17 protein-coding genes are annotated in these 18,340 nt (G+C 55.1%); 15 read left to right on the top strand and 2 right to left on the bottom strand.

Features of this window, described 5'->3' with window-relative positions:
* Nucleotides 1-169 precede the first annotated feature (169 nt).
* The 14 genes from PCH01S_RS11370 to PCH01S_RS11305 all read left to right on the top strand — a co-directional run bounded on the left by PCH01S_RS11370 (nt 170) and on the right by PCH01S_RS11305 (nt 15,772).
* Nucleotides 170-871 carry a 3D domain-containing protein gene (locus tag PCH01S_RS11370; RefSeq protein WP_042229347.1) on the top strand — a complete coding sequence of 234 codons (702 nt, stop codon included), beginning with the start codon at nt 170-172 and terminating at the stop codon, nt 869-871.
* Between the two features lie 176 nt (nt 872-1,047).
* Nucleotides 1,048-2,076, top strand: a complete 1,029-nt coding sequence (gene liaF, locus PCH01S_RS11365) for a cell wall-active antibiotics response protein LiaF (protein WP_042229346.1) — start codon at nt 1,048-1,050, stop codon at nt 2,074-2,076.
* 12 nt (nt 2,077-2,088) lie between these two features.
* Nucleotides 2,089-3,126 (top strand): HAMP domain-containing sensor histidine kinase, encoded by a 1,038-nt coding sequence (locus tag PCH01S_RS11360; RefSeq protein WP_042229344.1) that lies wholly within the window; start codon nt 2,089-2,091, stop codon nt 3,124-3,126.
* A complete protein-coding gene (locus tag PCH01S_RS11355) occupies nt 3,123-3,785 on the top strand; it encodes a response regulator (protein ID WP_042229342.1) in 663 nt (220 codons plus the stop codon). The genes PCH01S_RS11360 and PCH01S_RS11355 overlap by 4 nt, the downstream gene beginning before the upstream one ends.
* Before the next feature lie 115 nt (nt 3,786-3,900).
* Nucleotides 3,901-4,314, top strand: coding sequence for a YugN family protein (locus PCH01S_RS11350; RefSeq protein WP_042229341.1), 414 nt, complete (start codon nt 3,901-3,903; stop codon nt 4,312-4,314).
* 232 nt (nt 4,315-4,546) lie between these two features.
* Entirely contained in the window at nt 4,547-6,157 is a 1,611-nt protein-coding gene (locus PCH01S_RS11345) for a S1C family serine protease (protein WP_042229338.1), read from the top strand.
* Nucleotides 6,158-6,356: 199 nt separating this feature from the next.
* Nucleotides 6,357-7,046: a response regulator transcription factor gene (locus PCH01S_RS11340; RefSeq protein ID WP_042229337.1), complete on the top strand. Its 690-nt coding sequence runs from the start codon at nt 6,357-6,359 to the stop codon at nt 7,044-7,046.
* Nucleotides 7,047-8,567: a sensor histidine kinase gene (locus PCH01S_RS11335; RefSeq protein WP_042229336.1), complete on the top strand. Its 1,521-nt coding sequence runs from the start codon at nt 7,047-7,049 to the stop codon at nt 8,565-8,567.
* A 45-nt stretch (nt 8,568-8,612) separates the two neighbouring features.
* Nucleotides 8,613-9,566: a 4-hydroxy-3-methylbut-2-enyl diphosphate reductase gene (locus PCH01S_RS11330; protein WP_042229335.1), complete on the top strand. Its 954-nt coding sequence runs from the start codon at nt 8,613-8,615 to the stop codon at nt 9,564-9,566.
* 32 nt (nt 9,567-9,598) lie between these two features.
* Nucleotides 9,599-10,150: a DUF2062 domain-containing protein gene (locus PCH01S_RS11325; protein WP_042229333.1), complete on the top strand. Its 552-nt coding sequence runs from the start codon at nt 9,599-9,601 to the stop codon at nt 10,148-10,150.
* Nucleotides 10,151-10,349: 199 nt separating this feature from the next.
* Nucleotides 10,350-11,393 carry a 3-deoxy-7-phosphoheptulonate synthase gene (gene aroF / locus PCH01S_RS11320; RefSeq protein ID WP_042229331.1) on the top strand — a complete coding sequence of 348 codons (1,044 nt, stop codon included), beginning with the start codon at nt 10,350-10,352 and terminating at the stop codon, nt 11,391-11,393.
* Nucleotides 11,394-11,627: 234 nt separating this feature from the next.
* Nucleotides 11,628-13,052 (top strand): type I glutamate--ammonia ligase, encoded by a 1,425-nt coding sequence (gene glnA, locus PCH01S_RS11315; RefSeq protein ID WP_042229330.1) that lies wholly within the window; start codon nt 11,628-11,630, stop codon nt 13,050-13,052.
* 163 nt (nt 13,053-13,215) lie between these two features.
* A complete protein-coding gene (locus PCH01S_RS11310) occupies nt 13,216-14,526 on the top strand; it encodes a DUF1800 domain-containing protein (RefSeq protein ID WP_042229328.1) in 1,311 nt (436 codons plus the stop codon).
* 16 nt (nt 14,527-14,542) lie between these two features.
* Nucleotides 14,543-15,772, top strand: a complete 1,230-nt coding sequence (locus tag PCH01S_RS11305) for a DUF1501 domain-containing protein (RefSeq protein ID WP_042229327.1) — start codon at nt 14,543-14,545, stop codon at nt 15,770-15,772.
* 111 nt (nt 15,773-15,883) lie between these two features.
* Here the strand turns inward: PCH01S_RS11305 and PCH01S_RS31100 are convergent, their stop codons facing one another.
* Nucleotides 15,884-15,979, bottom strand: coding sequence for a YjcZ family sporulation protein (locus PCH01S_RS31100; RefSeq protein ID WP_206735006.1), 96 nt, complete (start codon nt 15,977-15,979; stop codon nt 15,884-15,886).
* A 226-nt stretch (nt 15,980-16,205) separates the two neighbouring features.
* Between PCH01S_RS31100 and PCH01S_RS11300 the strand changes: the two genes are divergently transcribed.
* Complete coding sequence (locus tag PCH01S_RS11300) at nt 16,206-17,012, top strand: YheC/YheD family protein (RefSeq protein WP_042229324.1); 807 nt, start codon at nt 16,206-16,208, stop codon at nt 17,010-17,012.
* A 148-nt stretch (nt 17,013-17,160) separates the two neighbouring features.
* On the opposite strand, the gene PCH01S_RS11295 is transcribed toward PCH01S_RS11300, so the two are convergent.
* Nucleotides 17,161-18,288: a YheC/YheD family endospore coat-associated protein gene (locus PCH01S_RS11295; RefSeq protein WP_042229323.1), complete on the bottom strand. Its 1,128-nt coding sequence runs from the start codon at nt 18,286-18,288 to the stop codon at nt 17,161-17,163.
* Nucleotides 18,289-18,340 lie beyond the last annotated feature (52 nt).

Raw genomic sequence — 18,340 nt, 5'->3', positions numbered from 1 at the left:
CCCACCCTATTTACCCGGCCGCCCGCAAGTTAAACCCTGTAAAAAACTAGGAATTCAGGCGCGAATAAAATTCGTCTTCCAGGGAAAACCTGACTTTGCAAAGATTGGAGAATGTTTAAACTCTTTTAAAATTGGACAAACTCTTATAGTAGGGGGAGGTATCGAACAAATGTTGCCTGATTCAAGCAATCCGACCAAATGGTTCAGTATGGTTATGATGTTGAACATCGCTCTTGTCTTGTGCGGTCAAGATCAAACAAGTCTGACAGGGTTAACAGATACAGCGGCACTCGAGAAAAAAATCGCTCCCGCGATTTCGGGATTAGCATCCCGCCAAACATCCGAAGCACCCGAGAAGTCAGTCCAATCTCAGAAGGGAACCGCGGACGCTCAAGCCGCTTCGGGCCAATCACGCAAAGTCAGCTATAAGCTGATGCCTGATTCCAGTCAGGATCTATCCCAGTACAAGGCGGTAGAAGTGGTAGCGACCGGCTATTACTCGGGAATCGAATCGACCGGCAAAAATCCGGGGCACCCGGATTACGGCATCACCAAATCCGGCATTAAGGTCAAACGGGACGAGCATTCCCTGTCGACGATCGCGGCGGACCCGAGGGTGTTCCCGATCGGAACCGTCCTTTATATACCGGGTTACGGATACGGAATCGTAGCCGATACGGGCGGGGCCATTAAAGGCAAAAAAATTGACCTTTATTATGAAACGAAAGACCAGATCTACAAAGAATGGGGCAAGAAAACTGTCAATGTCTTTGTCGTCAAAGAAGGTACAGGCAAAGTGACCCAGATGATCTGGAACCAACTCGTACAGGAAATTTTCAAAAACAATCCTGTCGATACACCGGAAGCCTAAACATTCACATACACCGCACAAGAAGTAAGTACCGCACAAGAAGCGTCTGCGATTTCCGCAGGCGCTTTTTCTCGGTCTCGGGACCGAGTAAGGAATCAACCCTTTGTCTCTTTTCAGAAAAGAAGGACAGAGGTACACTTAATTCAGGAAAACGAAATTCAACGGGGGAATAAATCATGAACGGTTCTATATGGGGAAGATTGGCGGGAGGCTTTCTCCTGATTGCGATCGGCCTGCTGTTTTTCCTGAAACAGCTCGGCTTTGTCACCTTGAGCATCGGAGCGCTCATTTCAACCTTTTGGCCGCTGTTTCTGATCTACGCGGGACTGATGAGCGTGCTCTTTAACAGGGGGAGGCAGGACGGAGCCTGGGTCCTGATCCTGATCGGAGGCATTTTCCAGCTCCGTAATCTCGGGTGGGCTCCTTACTCTCTTGGAGAAATGTTTCAGTTTCTCATCCCTGTCGTCCTGATCATTTTCGGAATCAAAATGATTTTCGGCCGGAAAAGCTCCCGCCGTCACGATTCGGAATACGGCGGAAGCCGGGACGGGCACGGACATGGTGATGGGAATGGGCATTGGGGAAGCGACTGGGAACGTAAAATGGAGGACAAGTGGGAGGAGAAGGCGCGGAAATGGCAGGAGAAAATCTCCAGACGCGAGGCTAGACGCGGCAGGAAAGCCGACTGGAAGAACGACGGCGTATATCCGGAAGCCGGTGAGGCAAGCAGGGAATCCGGTTATGCACCGCCTCCACCTCCACCGCCACCGGCGGGAGGTTCTTATAAACCCGGACCGGATTACCACTATGTGAATTCCTACGCCCCTCCGCAGAACAAATCCGGTTTTATCGGCGATGTGTATATGGGACAGGATTACTGGGAGCTGACGCCGCTTAACATCTCCCACTTTATCGGCGACACCTCGCTGGATCTGACAAAAGCGAGCATCCCGATGGGAGAGACGCGGATCAACATCTCTGCATTTATCGGTGATGTGAAAGTATTCATCCCGAGCGATCTCGATGTGGAGATCAGCGTAACCGCGTCTTCTTTTGTCGGCGATATGAACGTGCTGGAGCGGCGCGAGGACGGAATCATGCGCTCGATGAATTACCGGACGCCTTATTACCAGGAAGGCGCCAAAAAAATTAATCTTCACGTATCGATGTTCATCGGAGATATCGTCGTGAAGAAGATGGGTTAGGAGGCCGGACGCATGATAAAGCTGTGGAGCATGAAATGGCAGCTCATGCTGTATTTCCTGGCCTCCAGCCTTCTGACCCTCGGCATCCTGGGCTTTGCGCAATTCTATATGCCTTGGGACACGGCAGGCGGCGGGTGGAAGTTCGGCCTGGCCGTTTTTGCCGTGCTGTTGGGGCAGGCGGTCGGTTTTGTGGCCTCCCGCACCTTCCAGCGCAAGGTGGATGTGCTGCACATCGCCATGCTTCAACTGGCGAAAGGCAACTTGAAGGATCGGATACAGATCGATCCCATCGATTCTTTCCATCCCGTCTACAAATCGTTCAACGAGATGGCGGGGGCGCTCGAAGAGCGGACGCGGCTGCTGCAGGAAATGGGCGAGGAACGCTCCGTAATGGAGCGCGGCTCCGTCGAGACAGCGGTGGTCGAAGAGCGCCGGAGGCTGGCCCGGGATCTGCACGATACCGTCAGCCAGGAGCTCTTCGCGATTCACATGTCGGCCTCCTCTCTGCCGAAAGTGATCGGGCACAATCCCGACGTCGCCGGTCAGCTGATGGAGCAGCTGATCCAGATGTCGCACCATGCCCAGAAGCAGATGCGGGGGCTCATTTCCCAGCTGCGGCCGATCGAGCTGGACGGGAGCACGCTGGAGCAGGCGCTGGAGAAATGGTTCCCGGAATACTGCCGGGCCCATGAGCTTCAGGGCCGCCTGGATGTAGAGACCGAGCAGCCGATTTCCGAGGCGATCGAGCATCAGCTGTTCCTGATCATCCAGGAGGGGATGGCCAACGTCGTCAAGCATGCTTCCGCTACGGAAATCGAGCTGCAGCTGCACGACTCCGGGCGCCAGTATGTGCTCCAACTGGCGGACAACGGCAAAGGCTTCGAGCGGAGCGCGATATCGTCCGCCTCCCACGGCTTGTCCACGATGCGCGAACGCGCGCAGAAGCTGGGCGGAGATGCCGAGGTCCTCAGCGGATCGGGCAGCGGGACGACAGTCCGTGTACGGATACCGAAATTTGTGAAAGAACCGAAAGGGGAAGCTTCTCTGTGAAAGAACAAATAAAAGTGATGGTTGTGGACGACCACGATATGGTGAGGGTCGGTCTACGCACATATATTATGCTCGATGAGGAGCTTAGCGTCGTGGAGGAAGCGTCGAACGGGGAAGAAGCGCTGCGCAAGCTCGGAGCGCTGGACGCTGAACGCATTCCCGATGTGATTCTCATGGATCTGACCATGCCCGTTATGAATGGAATTGAGGCGACCCGGGAAATTACGCAGCGTTTTCCTTCTATTAAAGTTATCATGCTGACCAGTTTCCTGGAAGAAGACAAAGTCGTTCAAGCGGTTGAAGCGGGCGCGATCTCTTATGTGCTCAAAACCATCTCCTCGGAGCAGCTCGCCCATGCGGTCAAGGGTGCCGCCGCCGGCATGCCGGTACTTAACCCCGAGGTCTCACTGGCGCTTACCCGAGGGCTTAGGCAGCGGTCGTCGCAGACGGAAGACGAGGTGCTTACGGCGCGCGAGCGCGAGGTGCTTTCCCTCATTTCCGACGGCAAATCGAACAAGGAAATCGCCGAAGCGCTGCATATCAGCATCAAGACTGTGAAGACACACGTGAGCAACCTGCTCATGAAGTGCGAGCTGGACGACCGCACCCAGCTGGCTATTTATGCTCACCGCAAGGGCTGGGCCGGCACCGGGGCCTGACGCGGGCCTCTGCGCCGCTCCGCTTTTTCCAGCCGCTCATAAAAGAAGGCAGAAATACGCAACCTATTGCTGCGCGGGTTCGTTTTCAACGGCGCGATGAAGAGGAGGTTGCCTTGTGAAAGCTTTGAATTCCTCACTCCAGGAAACGGTAGAAGCGTTCGACAATGTCCGGGACTATTTGCACACGTTCGAGTTTACATTAGGCGGGAACTGGGAGTACGATCACGGTTCGTTCGACCGCTATCTGGATGAGGCGCACAAAGTGTGGCTGCGCATCCCTTTTGAAGTGACGGAAGGGACTCTGGACGGCGATACGGACGAAACCGACGCGATGGTGAAAATCGGGGCGCCTTACGTGCTGAAGCACGTTTACAATGAAGGCAACGATCCCGAAGCTCATATGATGACGGTTTCCGCGCTGGTGAACCAGTTTCAGACCCCGCTCGATCCGGACGCCGAGATTGAAAGCGAGTGGATCGGAAAAGCGGAGAAACTTATGAGGGATGTCGAGCAAAAATGGCTGCACTAGGCGTCCCCGCCGCATGTTTTTAGTAAAAAGGACCCAGATCGACACGATGCCGGCCGGTGAGCCGGCTTTTTTACCTCCATTTTATTGAATTTTAAGGTTTGCTTAAGGAAGGAAGTCCATTATAAAAGTACAGAGACGGTGAACAACACGAATTACAAAAAAAGCCTTCATGTCAACCGTCCTTCGTTTTTTATACTCTTTTTCCTAACTTTTATAAATGGAGGAATTTGCCATGGATGATCATAAAAAAGAATTCGGCCCTGACCGCAGCAACGATTCGGATTTGAACCGCGACCGCGACCGCGAGCGTGAACTGGAAAGACGGGAGGCCGGCTACGAACCCGGATACGACTCCCGTCGCGAAGAAGCGGCGGCGCAGGAGAAACCTTCCTACTACTACTCTTACGGTCCCCACAAGACGGGTATGAACGAGGAAACGCCTAGTACGGAATCGGACACGACCGCCTACTCGAACCACGAAGGTTCGGCGCCTGTGGAAGTGACGCCTCCGAAGCCGGTAAGACCCTTCTCCTTCAGCGGAGACGGCGCCCCTAAGCAGGGCGGAGGCTGGAACGGCAGCGGCCCCGCCAAGAAGCGCTCGTCCCTCCGCAGCGGATTCGCCGCTTTCCTGGCCGGTGCGGTCGTCGTGAGCACGCTTATGTTTGCGGCCGACAAGACGAACCTGTTCACCGGCAAACAGCCGATGACCCTGCCGGGCGCGCAGCCTAATTCTTCTCAGACGGTAGCGGCGGGCAGCGCAAGCAAAGTTTCGCTGGACTCGGCCCGTCCGGACAACATCGCCCAGATTTTCGCCCAGGCAAGTCCCGCAACCGTTAAGATCGAATCTTACGTCAAGACGAAAAGCAGCTCCCAGAAGAGCCAGATGAACGATCCTTTCTACCGCTTCTTCTTCGGTGACCAGGGTGACTCCGGAAAGCAGGACAGCGGTTCGGGCAAAAGCGACGGCACCCTTCAGCTGGCAGGCAGCGGAACCGGCTTCATTTTCGAGAAAAGCGGCTACATTCTGACGAATGAGCACGTAATCGACGGAGCCGATGAAATCCGCGTAACCGTTCAGGGCTACGACAAGCCGTTCGTCGCCAAGCTTCTGGGCAACAGTTACGACCTTGACCTGGCCGCGATGAAAATCGAAGGCGACAAGGACTTCCCGATTCTACCGATCGGCAAAGCGGACAGCCTGAACGTAGGAGACTGGGTTGTCGCGATCGGCAACCCGTACGGATTCGACCATACGGTAACGGTCGGCGTGCTCAGCGCCAAGGAGCGTCCGATCACGATTCAGGATGAGCAGGGAACGCGCAACTACAAGCACCTGCTGCAGACGGACGCGTCCATTAACCCCGGCAACTCCGGCGGCCCGCTGCTCAACATGAACGGCGAAGTCATCGGGATCAATACGGCCGTAAGCTCGCAGGCACAGGGGATCGGGTTCGCTATTTCGGAAAGCACCTTCTCGACCGTTCTGGATAACCTGAAGAACAACGTGACGATTCCGAAGGAGAAAGCTCCTTATATCGGCGTGAGCCTTCAGAACGTGGATAAGGAATGGGTCAACGAGCTTAAGCTGCCTAACACCGAAGGCGCGATTGTAGCCGAGGTTACGCGCAAGAGCCCGGCCTTCCAGGCAGGTATGCGTCCCTATGACGTCATCGTCGACGTGAACGATCAGAAAGTGACGAATTCACAGGATGTGACGACCAAGATCCAGGCTCTGAAAGTGGGGGACAAAGCCAAGATCGGCGTGATGCGTGACGGCAAACGTGTCGAAATCAACGTCACCGTCGGAGACAAAAACGCAGCGGATACGACCGAGAAGAAATAACGGTCGGACTGCCGCGCCATGCGGAGCAGAGAACGGCAGCGATGCCGTTCTCTGCTTTTTTTTCGGCAGCTAGCCGTGCTTCAAGGGCGGAGGATGTCCGAGATTTTGCTCCAACGCCGAATTTGATACAATAGAGGGTAAAAGCATTCTGCGAGGCTGCCTGCAGCCCGAATCCATCTACAGAAGGGTGAAATCATTCATGCGTGAAACGATATTGGTTATAGATGACGACGAGAAAATTACGTCCATGCTGCGGCGCAGCCTTGCTTTCGAGGGCTATACGATCGTAACGGCCAACAACGGCAACGACGGCTTGAAAAAAATGCTTGAGCAGGAGCCCCACCTGGTCATTCTGGACGTGATGATGCCCGTCGTGGACGGGTGGGAGGTCTGCCGGCGAATCCGCGAGGGCGGAAGCAGCGTGCCGATTCTCATGCTGACAGCCAAAGACGAAGTCACCGACCGGGTGAAGGGGCTTGATCTCGGAGCGGACGACTATCTCATCAAGCCATTCGCGCTGGAAGAGCTGCTGGCCCGCGTGCGGGTGCTGCTGCGCAGACGGAACGAACGCGCCGAGCAGCCGACGAACCGGCTGCACTACGACAACATCACGCTGGATATGGATACGCGCGAGGTGTTCCGCGAGAGCCAGCTTATCGAGCTTACGACGAAGGAATTCGATCTGCTGCACCTGTTTATGCAGAATCCGAAGCGGGTTCTCTCCCGGGACATCATCATGGAAAAAATATGGGGGTACGATTACAGCGGGGAATCGAATGTGCTGGAAGTGTACATTGCCCTGCTCCGGCAAAAAACGGAGGAGTACGGCCATAAGCGCATTATTCAAACCGTGCGCGGGGCCGGTTATGTGCTGAGAGGAGAGAACTAGATGTCTATCCGCCTCCGGCTGACGCTGTGGTATTCCGGCATTTTGTCGGTCACGCTGCTGCTGTTCGGCTTCGGCCTCTATTTATTTCTTTCCTTTTACATCTATAACGATCTGGAAAAACAACTGGGCCGCACTTGGACGGAGACGTACGAGCGGATTAAGCCGCTTGCCGCTCCCTCGATCCGGGGGAGGGTTCCGATCAAGCTGGAGCTCGACAACGTGGATATGTTTTCGGAAAACACGCTCCTGCAGCTTGCCAGTTTGAACGATACGGAAGGCCCCGTTATTCACGACCGGTCTTCCGTTCTTAAAAATCTGGAACTGACGCTGCCCATTACAAACAATGCGGCGCAGAAGCTGAGGGGCAAAGATTCGCTTGTGGTCGAGCGGCTGAACTTGAAGGTGATGGACAAATCGTATCCGATTATTCTGGTCAGCCGGGGGTTTGACATCACCGATCCGGTAACCGGGAATAAGCTGACCCGGGGCGTGCTTCAAGTCGGAGCGACCATCAACTACTACGAGAACTTCTTCAACCTGCTCCAGTATACGCTGGCGATTCTCGCCATGCTGACGGTGCTGATCGCCGGAACGCTCGGCTGGTTCCTCGCGAGGAAGGCTCTGCGGCCGATTGAACAGGTCATCGTGGCTACGCAGCAGATCGAGAAGGGCACGGACCTCGACAAGCGGATCTTGTACGACGGGCCCGAAGACGAGATCGGGCGGCTCACCGTCACGATCAACGGCATGCTCGGCCGGCTCCAGCTCGTATACAGCGAGCTGGAGGAAGCTTACCGCGCCCAGCGCCGGTTCGTCTCGGATGCTTCCCACGAGCTGAGGACGCCGCTGACGACGATTCGCGGCAACGTGGAGCTGCTCGAGAAGATGTGGAGCCGTACGCTGACAAGCGGGCAGGCCGGCGGCCAGGACAAAGAGCAGATGGAGATGTCCATCGAGGCGATGCAGGATATCGCCGGAGAAGCCCACCGGATGAGCCGGCTCGTCAACGACATGCTGTCGCTGGCGCGGGCGGATGCCGGCTTCGAGATGCAGCGGCAGCCTCTTGAGCTGAGGCCGCTGGTCGAAGAAGTAGCCCGGCGCGCCCAGTTTCTGCCGCGTCAAGTGCAATGGGAAGTGGGAGACCTGGAGCCGCTGACGGATGTGGTCGTGGTCGGCAACAAAGACTACGTCCAGCAGCTTTTGTTCATTTTTATCGAAAATGCCTTCAAATACACCGAGGAAGGAAGCGTCCGGCTGGATGCGCTCCGCTCCGGTGACCAGGTCGGCCTGCGTATTGCGGACACGGGGATCGGGATGGACAAGGAAGAGGTTCCGCACATTTTCGACAGGTTTTACCGGGCGGACGTTTCCAGGGGAAGGACGGCGGGCACCGGACTCGGCTTATCGATCGCGAAATGGATTATCGACGAGCATAAGGGCTCCATTGAAGTAAAAACCCGCCAGGGAGAGGGCTCAACCTTTATCATTTGGCTGCCCGTTGTCTTTCTTCCCGTGTCCTGATCGGCTATAATGAAAGTACGAACGACAAAAAAGGTGGTGCTATCGTTGAAAGTCGTCAAAATTTCCCCAAGGGGCTATTGTTACGGCGTGGTGGATGCAATGGCGCTTGCAATGCAAACCGCCAAGAATCTGGATCTGCCGCGGCCGATTTATATACTCGGTATGATTGTTCATAACTCGCACGTAACCCGTTTCTTCGAAGACGAGGGGGTTGTCACGCTGGACGGTCCTAACCGGCTCGAAATTTTGGAGCAGGTGACGAGCGGTACCGTTATTTTTACGGCACACGGCGTTTCGCCGGAAGTCCGCCGCAAGGCACGCGAGAAAGGCTTGACGGTTGTTGACGCAACTTGTCCGGATGTAACGAAAACACACGATCTGATCCGCGAGAAAACGGCGGAAGGATACGAGATTATTTATATCGGCAAGAAAGGCCATCCCGAGCCGGAAGGCGCCGTCGGCATCGCTCCCGAGCACGTCCATCTGATCGAGACGCTGGCGGACGCGGAGGAGCTGAATATCGCTTCTTCCAAAATTCTGATCACCAATCAGACGACGATGAGCCAGTGGGACATCAAGCATATTATGAAGAAACTGCTGGAGAGTTTCCCGACGGCTGAAATTCATAACGAGATTTGTCTGGCGACGCAGGTCCGTCAAGAAGCGGTTGCGGAGCAGGCGAAGGAGACGGATCTGGTCATCGTGGTCGGCGACCCCAAAAGCAACAATTCGAACCGGCTGGCCCAGGTATCTGAAGAAATCTCCGGCGTCAAAGCGTACCGGGTTTCGGACGTTTCCGAAATCGACAAGAGTTGGCTGATGGGCGTCCGTACGGTCGGCGTCACTTCCGGCGCTTCCACACCGACGCCGATTACGAAGGAAGCGATCGCTTATCTGGAGCAGTTCGATCCGGCACATCCGGCTACATGGGACATTACACGGACCGTGAATATGAAGAAATTGATCCCGATGGCCAAAACAAAGGCTGCCGCTGAATAACCGGCCTAATTTACAGGATAGGATGAGGCACCATGCAGATTAGTGAAGGGGCACTCCGTAAAAAGTTTGATCTTAAACAGATGGGCCGCTGGTTTAAATACAAATATCTTCTGCTGCTTCGCGCCAAGGGCGGTCCTTCCATGGTCGCCACCGGATTTTCCATCGGACTGGCCGTTGAGATGTTCACTCTTCCGACGGTCGGGCTGGCTTTTTTTCTTATTTTTCCCCTCGTATGGCTGCTGCGGGGCAATTTTGCGGGTGCGCTGATCGGGTTCGTGTTCGGTAAAATCATTTACGTGCCGATGGCGATCCTGTTAAACAAACCGGTGGGTTCGCTTGTCGTTCCTCCGGGCTTCAAGGAGTACCTGATTCACCACGTTCCCGCTTTTCTTGCGAATGTCCTGAAAGGAAGCCTGGAGCTGATCGTCGGCGGAATGATCGTCGGGGGCATTCTCGGCCTGATCATGTACTTCCCGATCATGCTTCTGCTGAGGCTCCATGCCAACCGGCGCAAGGACAGGCGCAGACTGCGCAAGGAACATCAGCACGCTATGGCTTCCGGGCTTCCGGGTGACGCGGATTGACGTGGATGGACGCACAAGCCTCGCGGCTTAATAGAATAAACAGACAGATGCAGGCTTGACGGATAATCGTCAAGCCTGTTATTATTATTTTAGCGAGTTACTTTAACGGATAAAAGCATAGAAGCTAAAAAGCTTAAAAGCAAACAAGCGTTGAAGCGTAAAGGTAACCCATTATTCTACATTCAGGAGCGTGAACGGAATGATCGTCATTCTTTCAAATAAGGTTGAAGAAGCCCGTATTCAGGAAATCGTACACATCATCGAGAAGCATGAAGTAAAAGCGCACGTATCGCACGGAGAAGACCGTACGGTTATCGGCATCATCGGACAGGCCGATCCGGTATTGGCCGAGCAGCTGCGCCAGCTAAAGGGAGTCGAGCAGGTGGTCAAAATCTCGAAGTCCTACAAGCTGGCAAGCCGCGACTTCCATCCGGCGGATACGGTGATCCGTATCAAGGATGTGGAGATCGGCGGCGATCAGCTCGTGGTCATGGGCGGCCCGTGCGCCGTCGAGACTCCCGAGCAGATCGACGAAATCGCCCGCCTGGTCAAGGCGGCGGGCGGTCAAGTGCTCCGGGGCGGCGCTTTTAAGCCGCGCACGGGCCCTTACAGCTTCCAGGGCGTTGGCGTGGAAGGGCTCGTCATGATGGCGGAAGCCGGACGCAAGCATGGCCTGCTTACGATTACGGAGGTCATGACGCCGGAATACGTGGATGTTTGCGCGGAATACGCGGATATTCTGCAGGTGGGCACCCGCAACATGCAGAACTTCGATCTGCTGCGCAAGCTGGGCTCGATCCAGACGCCGGTGCTGCTCAAGCGCGGCTTCAGCTCGACGTACGACGAATTCCTTAATGCGGCGGAGTACATCCTTGCGGGAGGCAATCCGAATGTGATGCTCTGCGAACGCGGAATCCGAACATTCGAGACATACACCCGCAACACGCTCGATCTTTCGGCGATTCCGGTGCTGCAGAGCCTGAGTCATCTGCCGGTCATCTCCGATCCGAGTCACGGAACGGGGCGCCGCGAGCTGGTCGAGCCGATGACGAAGGCGTCCGTGGCCGCCGGGGCGAACGGCCTGATCATCGAAATGCATACGGACCCGGACAATTCGATGACCGGAGACGGCGTCCAGTCCCTGTTCCCGGACCAATTCGCCAAGCTTCTTCAAGATCTGGAAAAGCTGGCTCCGCTTTGCGGCAAAAGATTCGATACCGCCAAAACCCCGGCACTTGTCTGATTCGACAGGTTGTCCGAGAATCCCCGAAAATCCCCCCAGAACAGCTTAAAAACCGGAGAAATCCGGTTTTTTTGTTTTTCATGTAACATTACCTGACATTCGTTAAAAAAATACCTGACATGAGTATTGACGACATTTCTCCGGCCGCTATATAATATGAAAAAAGATCGAATGAAAACTGGAACATTACACAGGGGAAACGGTGTTAATGTACGGAAATAGGAGGGTTTACACATGTCAGTACAGGACGTTTTGAACATCATCAAGGAAAAAAACATTGAGTGGATCGATTTTCGTTTTGTGGATCTTTTAGGTAAGGCGCACCACATTTCTCTCCCGGCTTGCGAAGTCGAGGAAGAAACTTTCGAGAACGGAGTTGCTTTTGACGGTTCCTCCATTCATGGTTTCCGCGGCATTGAAGAGTCGGATATGGTCATGATGCCTGATACGGAGTCGGTTTATGTCGACCCTTTCACCGCTCACCCGACACTGATCGTCATGTGTAACATCCACACGCCGGACGGCGAGCGTTACGAGCGCGATCCGCGCAGCATCGCACAGAAGGCGGAAGAATTCCTGCAAACAGCCGGCGTAGGCACGACGGCGAACTTTGCCCCCGAGTCCGAGTTTTTCATTTTCGACGATGTCCGTTACGAAAGCGGCATGAATACCTCTTACTACTCCGTTGATTCCGAAGAAGGCGCATGGAACACCGGACGCAAAGAAGAAGGCGGCAACCTGGGCTTCAAAATCGGCGTTAAAGGCGGCTATGTGCCGGTTCAGCCGGTCGATACCCAGCAGGATATCCGCAGCGAAATGTGCCGTCTGCTTCAAGAAGCGGGCCTTCGCATCGAGCGTCATCACCACGAAGTGGCGACAGCCGGTCAAGCGGAAATCAACTTCCGTTTCGATACGCTGACCAAAACGGCCGACAATCTCATGAAATACAAATATATCATTCACAACGCGGCAAGACAGTACGGAAAAGTCGCAACCTTCATGCCGAAGCCGCTCTTTGGCGACAACGGATCGGGTATGCACGTTCACCAAAGCATTTTTGACGGCGACACGCCTCTGTTCTACGACAAAAACGGCTACGCCAACCTGAGCGAAATGGCTCTGCACTACATCGGCGGTATCCTGTACCATGCACCGGCTCTGCTCGCTCTGACGAACCCGTCCACGAACTCGTTCAAACGTCTCGTTCCGGGTTACGAAGCACCGGTCAACCTGGTGTTCTCCAAAGGAAACCGTTCCGCAGCGGTCCGTATTCCGGTTGCGGCCGTAACGCCGAAAGGCTGCCGCATCGAATTCCGTACGCCGGATTCCACGGCTAACCCTTACCTGGCTTTCGCGGCCATGCTGATGGCCGGTCTGGACGGCATCAAGAAGAAAATCGATCCGCGTGCGCTCGGCTACGGTCCGCTGGATAAAAATATCTACGAACTGTCCGACGAAGACAAATCCGAAATCCGCAGCGTGCCGGGTACCCTGGACGAAGCTCTCGACGCTCTGGAAGCCGATCACGAATTCCTGCTCGAAGGCGACGTGTTCACGCAAGATTTCATCAACAACTATGTCGACATCAAACGCGGCGAAGCGAAAGATGTTGCGATCCGTATCCACCCGCACGAGTATTCCCTGTACTTCGGCTGCTAATACCTCTACTTCCTCCTCATTCAAGCAGGCAAAACTCCCGGACATTTCCCAAATGTTTCGGGAGTTTTTATTTTCCTAACATTCTCTTAGCATGTTCCTAAATCCCATGTCATATTTTGGTTGTATAGTAAGTAGGAAGTAAAAGAATTAGGTGGTGTGCAGCATGAAACCCTGGACCGAAAAGGAAGTCCTCCATCTGCTGGGGAGAGCTTCTTTTTCCGCTACGCCGGGAGAAGTGGATAGATGTCTGAAGTTAGGCCGGGAAGAGACGGTCCGCAGGCTCACCTCGGGCCAGCCTCTGGCCGATGGAGCCGCCTCCGCCCTTGTATTCTCGGAGGTAAAAGCGGACGAGAAGCCGCTGATTGTGACGGGAATGGGCGACCAGCAAACGTACTGGCTGTACCGGATGATCGCGTCACCGGCTCCGCTGGTGGAGAAAATGACGCTGTTTTGGCACGGACATTTTGCTTCGTCCCAGTATAAAGTGAGCGATATCAAGCTCATGGTGCGGCAGAACGGCCTGTTCCGGCAACACGCCCTGGGCAGCTTCCGCAAACTGACCGAAGAAATCGGCCAAGACCCGGCCATGTTGCTGTATCTCGATTCATACACGAATCAGAAAGGGAGTCCCAACGAGAATTACGCCCGCGAGATGATGGAGCTGTTCACGCTGGGCATAGGCAATTACACCGAACAGGACGTGAAGGAAGCCGCGAGGTCCTTAACCGGATGGAGTTATACCCGGAAAACCGATATCGTCCAGTATCAGGAAGCCCGGCACGATGCCGGACATAAGGTTTTTTTGGGCGAAGCGGGATATTTCGATTCCGCCGATGTGGTGCGCGTCGTCTTCAAGCAGGCGGCGCTCCCGAAGTTTCTGGCGACGAAGCTGCTCCAGTACTTTGCGGCGGAAAATCCGTCAGAAGCCTGGATAGACCGTGTCGCAGGCAATATTGCGAAAATGCCGACGATCGAGAACGTGCTGTACGAGTTGTTTGTTTCCGACGAATTTTACGAGGAAGCCTACCGGATGTCTCTTATCAAAAATCCCGCGGAGTACGTGGCGGGCGCGATGAGGACCCTGGGGCTCCCCCTAACGGCGACGTTCCGTGCGAGTATGGGGCTTATGGGCATGGATCTGTACGCGCCACCGGATGTCTCCGGCTGGAAGGGAGGGGCTTCCTGGCTGGCGACAAGCCGCCTGATCGCACGTTACCAGTTCGCCGAGAAGGTAGCCAAACGCGTCACGGATGACCAGCTCCAGTCTTTGGTCCCTCAAGGGACGCAAACCGGTCCGGAAGCGTATGTGGAAGGGTGGAGACGCGGCATGGGGCTGGCTCCGCTCGGCAAGAACACGATGAATGTGCTGAAGCAGTACGCGGCGGAGACGATCGTGAACTCGAAAAAACCGGCCGGCGGCAAACGGAGCCTGCTGCAGCTCCTGCTCATCAGCCCGGAAGCGCAGATGAAGTGAGCGGAGGACTACGGATATGAATTTAACGAGAAGAGAATTTCTGATCAAGGGGACGGCGCTGATAGCGGCGATCGGTATCGGAGGCCCCCTGCTATATGCGGACAGTAAAAATATACTCAAGCCCGGACCGCCCGCGGGGGCAAAAGACCGGGTTCTTGTCGTGGTCCAGCTTTCCGGCGGCAACGACGGCCTCAATACGCTCATTCCGTACGGAATCGGAGCGTACCACGACGCCAGGCCGCGCCTTCGTCTCCAGCAGCATGAGGTGCTGGATATCAACGGCCAGCTTGGCCTGCACCCTAGTCTCGCCCAGCTCCATGGGCTGTACCAGCGCGGAAAGGTCGCGATTGTGCAGGGCGTCGGCTACCCGAAGCCCGACCATTCCCATTTCCGTTCCATGGAAATCTGGCACACCGGGGAGCCCGAGAAGCGGATCAGCGACGGCTGGCTGGGGCGCTACGCTTTTTCGTCCCTGGATACGGCGAATCCGCTCCGGGCCGTCCAGCTCGGGAAGACGGAGACGCGTGCTCTCCGGCACGATTCCATCTCGCTTCCCGTGGTGTCGGCGCTGGATTCCTACAAAATCTTTACCAGCAAGCCCCCCGATCCGGACCGCGGCCGTCTGAACAAGGCTTTCCTGGATATGTACAACCTGAACAAGCAGACCGCTCCTCTGCGGGTAGCCTGCTCCAGCGGGATCGAAGCTTACCGCAGCGTGGAAGCGATCGGCTCTCTGCGGCCGGGTTACACGGCGGGTGCGCCTTATCCGGACACCTCGTTGGCCAAGGATTTGCAGCTTGCCGCGCAGCTTATGGCGTCCGGCTCCGGCACCCGGGTCTTCTACACGCAGCTCGGCACGTTTGACGATCATGCCAACGAGAAGGCGCATCATGCTTCCATGCTGTCCACGCTGGACGAAGGGCTCGGCGCCTTCTACCGCGATCTGGAAGCTCACGGCCTTCAGGATCAGGTCATGGTCATGGCATTCTCCGAATTCGGCCGGAGAACGAAGGAGAACGGCAGCGGCGGGACGGATCACGGTACCGCGGGACCCGTTTTTCTGCTGGGAGGCGGAGTGAGCGGCGGGCTTTACGGGGCCTATCCGAGCCTCACGAAGCTGGATAAGGGAGATTTGAAGGCGGAGCTCGACTTCAGATCGGTGTATTATACCGTCGTGGAGAGCTGGCTGAACGGAGACGCCCGCAGCGCGGTCGGGCGCTTGTACGAGAAGCTCTCGTTCGTTTAGACCCCTTGCTCCATAATGCCTGCCCGTCACACCTCGATGAAAAAAAGACCGTTTCCCCAATGGGGAGAACGGTCTTTTTCGTCGTTCAAGCATCAGCAGGCTTGAGTTGAATTAGTAAAGGAACGTTCTGCTGACAATAACCAGAAGAATGAACAGAACCAAAATGACAGCTGTGCTTGTAAAAACGCCGCCGTATCCTCCTGACATTTCGCATGACCTCCTTCTTAATGGAGTACGTGATATCGTATGCGCAGTGAAACCGCAGGGTCTGGGTGGGCAGGGCCCAAGTATGCTGGCGGCCCGAAATCCGCACGTTTTGGCTTCTGCGGCCGTATGATAGGAATCAGATGAATAGATCTAACAAAATCGCCGGTTTACTTGCCGGATTTCGCTTACACGTCAACTTGCATATGGAGAATACGGGAGGCTGGCCATGGATTCACAAAACGTTCTGCCCAATACCAAACTGGGTAAAAACCAATTTTTGAATCGGCACTCGGAGCTGAAAAAGTTTCAGCCGGATACGGCGCAGGCAACGAAAGATAATCTGTACGACTTTCTTAAACGGTACCGGATGGTATACGTCAAGCCAAACAACGGGACGGGCGGCAAGGGCATTTTTAAGGTGGAATACAGCTCGAAGGGCGGGTACCGGTATCAGATCAACGAGACGAAAAAGAAATTCGAAACGTACGATGAGCTGTACCGCACGATGTCCAAACGTTTCGGGGACACGAAGCATCTCGTACAGAGGGGCATTCATCTTCTGACGAGCCAGGGCAGACCTTTCGACATCCGGATCATGGTACAGAAAAATTTGCGAGGCGATTGGGAAAACACCGGTATAATCGGCCGTGTGGCCCACCCGGATAAGATTGTGACCAATTATCACCGAGGCGGAACCCCGACGGAAATTTCGAAGCTTTTGAAAGAGTATATGAAAAAGGAACAAGTGCCGGATTACGTGGCAAAGCTGAACCGACTTGGTCATGAAATCGCCGAATATATGGAGAACGGCTATCCCAAAGTAACGGCGATCGGTGTGGATATCGCGCTGGACAATGTGCTGAAGCCCTGGATACTCGAAGTGAACACCAAGCCGGACGCTTCTATTTTCAAAAAACTGGACGACAAGAGCATCTACCGGAAAATATGGAAGTACAAAAAAGCAAACCGGATCCTCGTCCGCAGGAAAAACCTCGGCAACAGCTCTACATCCAAGCCTCTTACCCGGGTATAGACAGTAGGACCGGAGCCGCTCGGAAAAAACGCATAAAAAGGGGTGCAGGAGATTCTCCTGCACCCCTTTTTTACGCTTTAGCCGAAGACCGCTCATGAGGAAATGCCGCCCCGTCGGATTTGCGGTCCGTGACCGGGGCGGCCGGCGGTTATTTTTCTTGCTCCTGCTTCTGCTCCTGTTTCTGTTCCTGTTTTTGCTCCTGCTTTTGCTCTTGTTCGTTCAAATAGATTGCGTACTGCAGCGGCCGGCGGATGGATTGCTGGTACAGATCTCTACGGCCCATCTTCCTGAACAGTTCGCGTCCCGGCTTCGGATTTACTTCGATCAGCCACACGCTGCCCTGCTTATCGATTCCGATATCGAGCCCGTATTCCAGCATTCTGCCGAAATGCTTCTCGATGACGGTGACGACCCCGTGGGCCAGATTGTGGCACTCGGCGATGATCTCACGTGTCTTCTCGGGCGTAAAGCGTTTGTGAAGCACGGCTTCCGTGGTGGACGCGCGGCCGCCTCCGTGCAGGTTCGAAGTGGGATTGTTGACGCCGCCTATGCGCATGCCTTCGCCGGTAACTTCCCACTTGCCCTGGTCGTTCTTCTGGATGAGCAGCCGCATGTCGGACACGTGGCCCGGCAGAAGCTCCAGATCCAGTCCCTGCTGGATCATAAAGCTGCCTTTGCGTATCCTTTCCTGCCGGACCCAATTGTTGAGCCAGTTCGTGAGCGAGGTGAGGTTGCGGAAGATGACGTTGCGCTTCGCGTACCCTTTCGTCCGCCCGAGCAGTCTGTAGCCGTCCTTTACCCGTGAAATTTTCACGATGCTCTTGCCGCCGGTTCCGTTGCCGGGTTTGATGTAAACAATCCGGTGGTTTTTGAACATGCGCACGAGGTTTTGGGCGTTGTAATCGACGGTAGCCGGAATCCATTTCTTGAGTCCTTCCTCGTTCGAAAAAAGCCGGGTCGCGCTCATTTTGTTCGTAAACGTATGATTGGCGTACACAAAATGCTTTTGTTTGCGGAATTCGCTGTAGCCTTCTTGGGCCGTTCGGCAGCGGTCGATCACGACGTCCGGCCAGGGGAAGATACGGCTGGTCCAGGTGTTACCGTCCGGCACATAGCCGCGGACCTGTTTTTTATCCGGGAACGCATCTTTGTGAGAGAAAATAAATACGGTGGCGCCTAATTTCTGGCCTTCCCTCACCAGCGAGCGAAAATAGCCGGGTTCCTTGAAGGAATGCCCCTCCCGCCAGGTGAGGATGCCGATTACGGGCTTTGCCATTACGATTCCCAGTCCCTTCTTGTTAAACTGTATTATCATATGGCCGGCGGGA

It is taken from the genome of Paenibacillus chitinolyticus NBRC 15660 (assembly GCF_000739915.1).
Classification (GTDB): domain Bacteria; phylum Bacillota; class Bacilli; order Paenibacillales; family NBRC-103111; genus Paenibacillus_F; species Paenibacillus_F chitinolyticus.
Note: the sequence above shows the minus strand (reverse complement) of the source record. Positions and strands in the feature narration are given on the sequence as shown.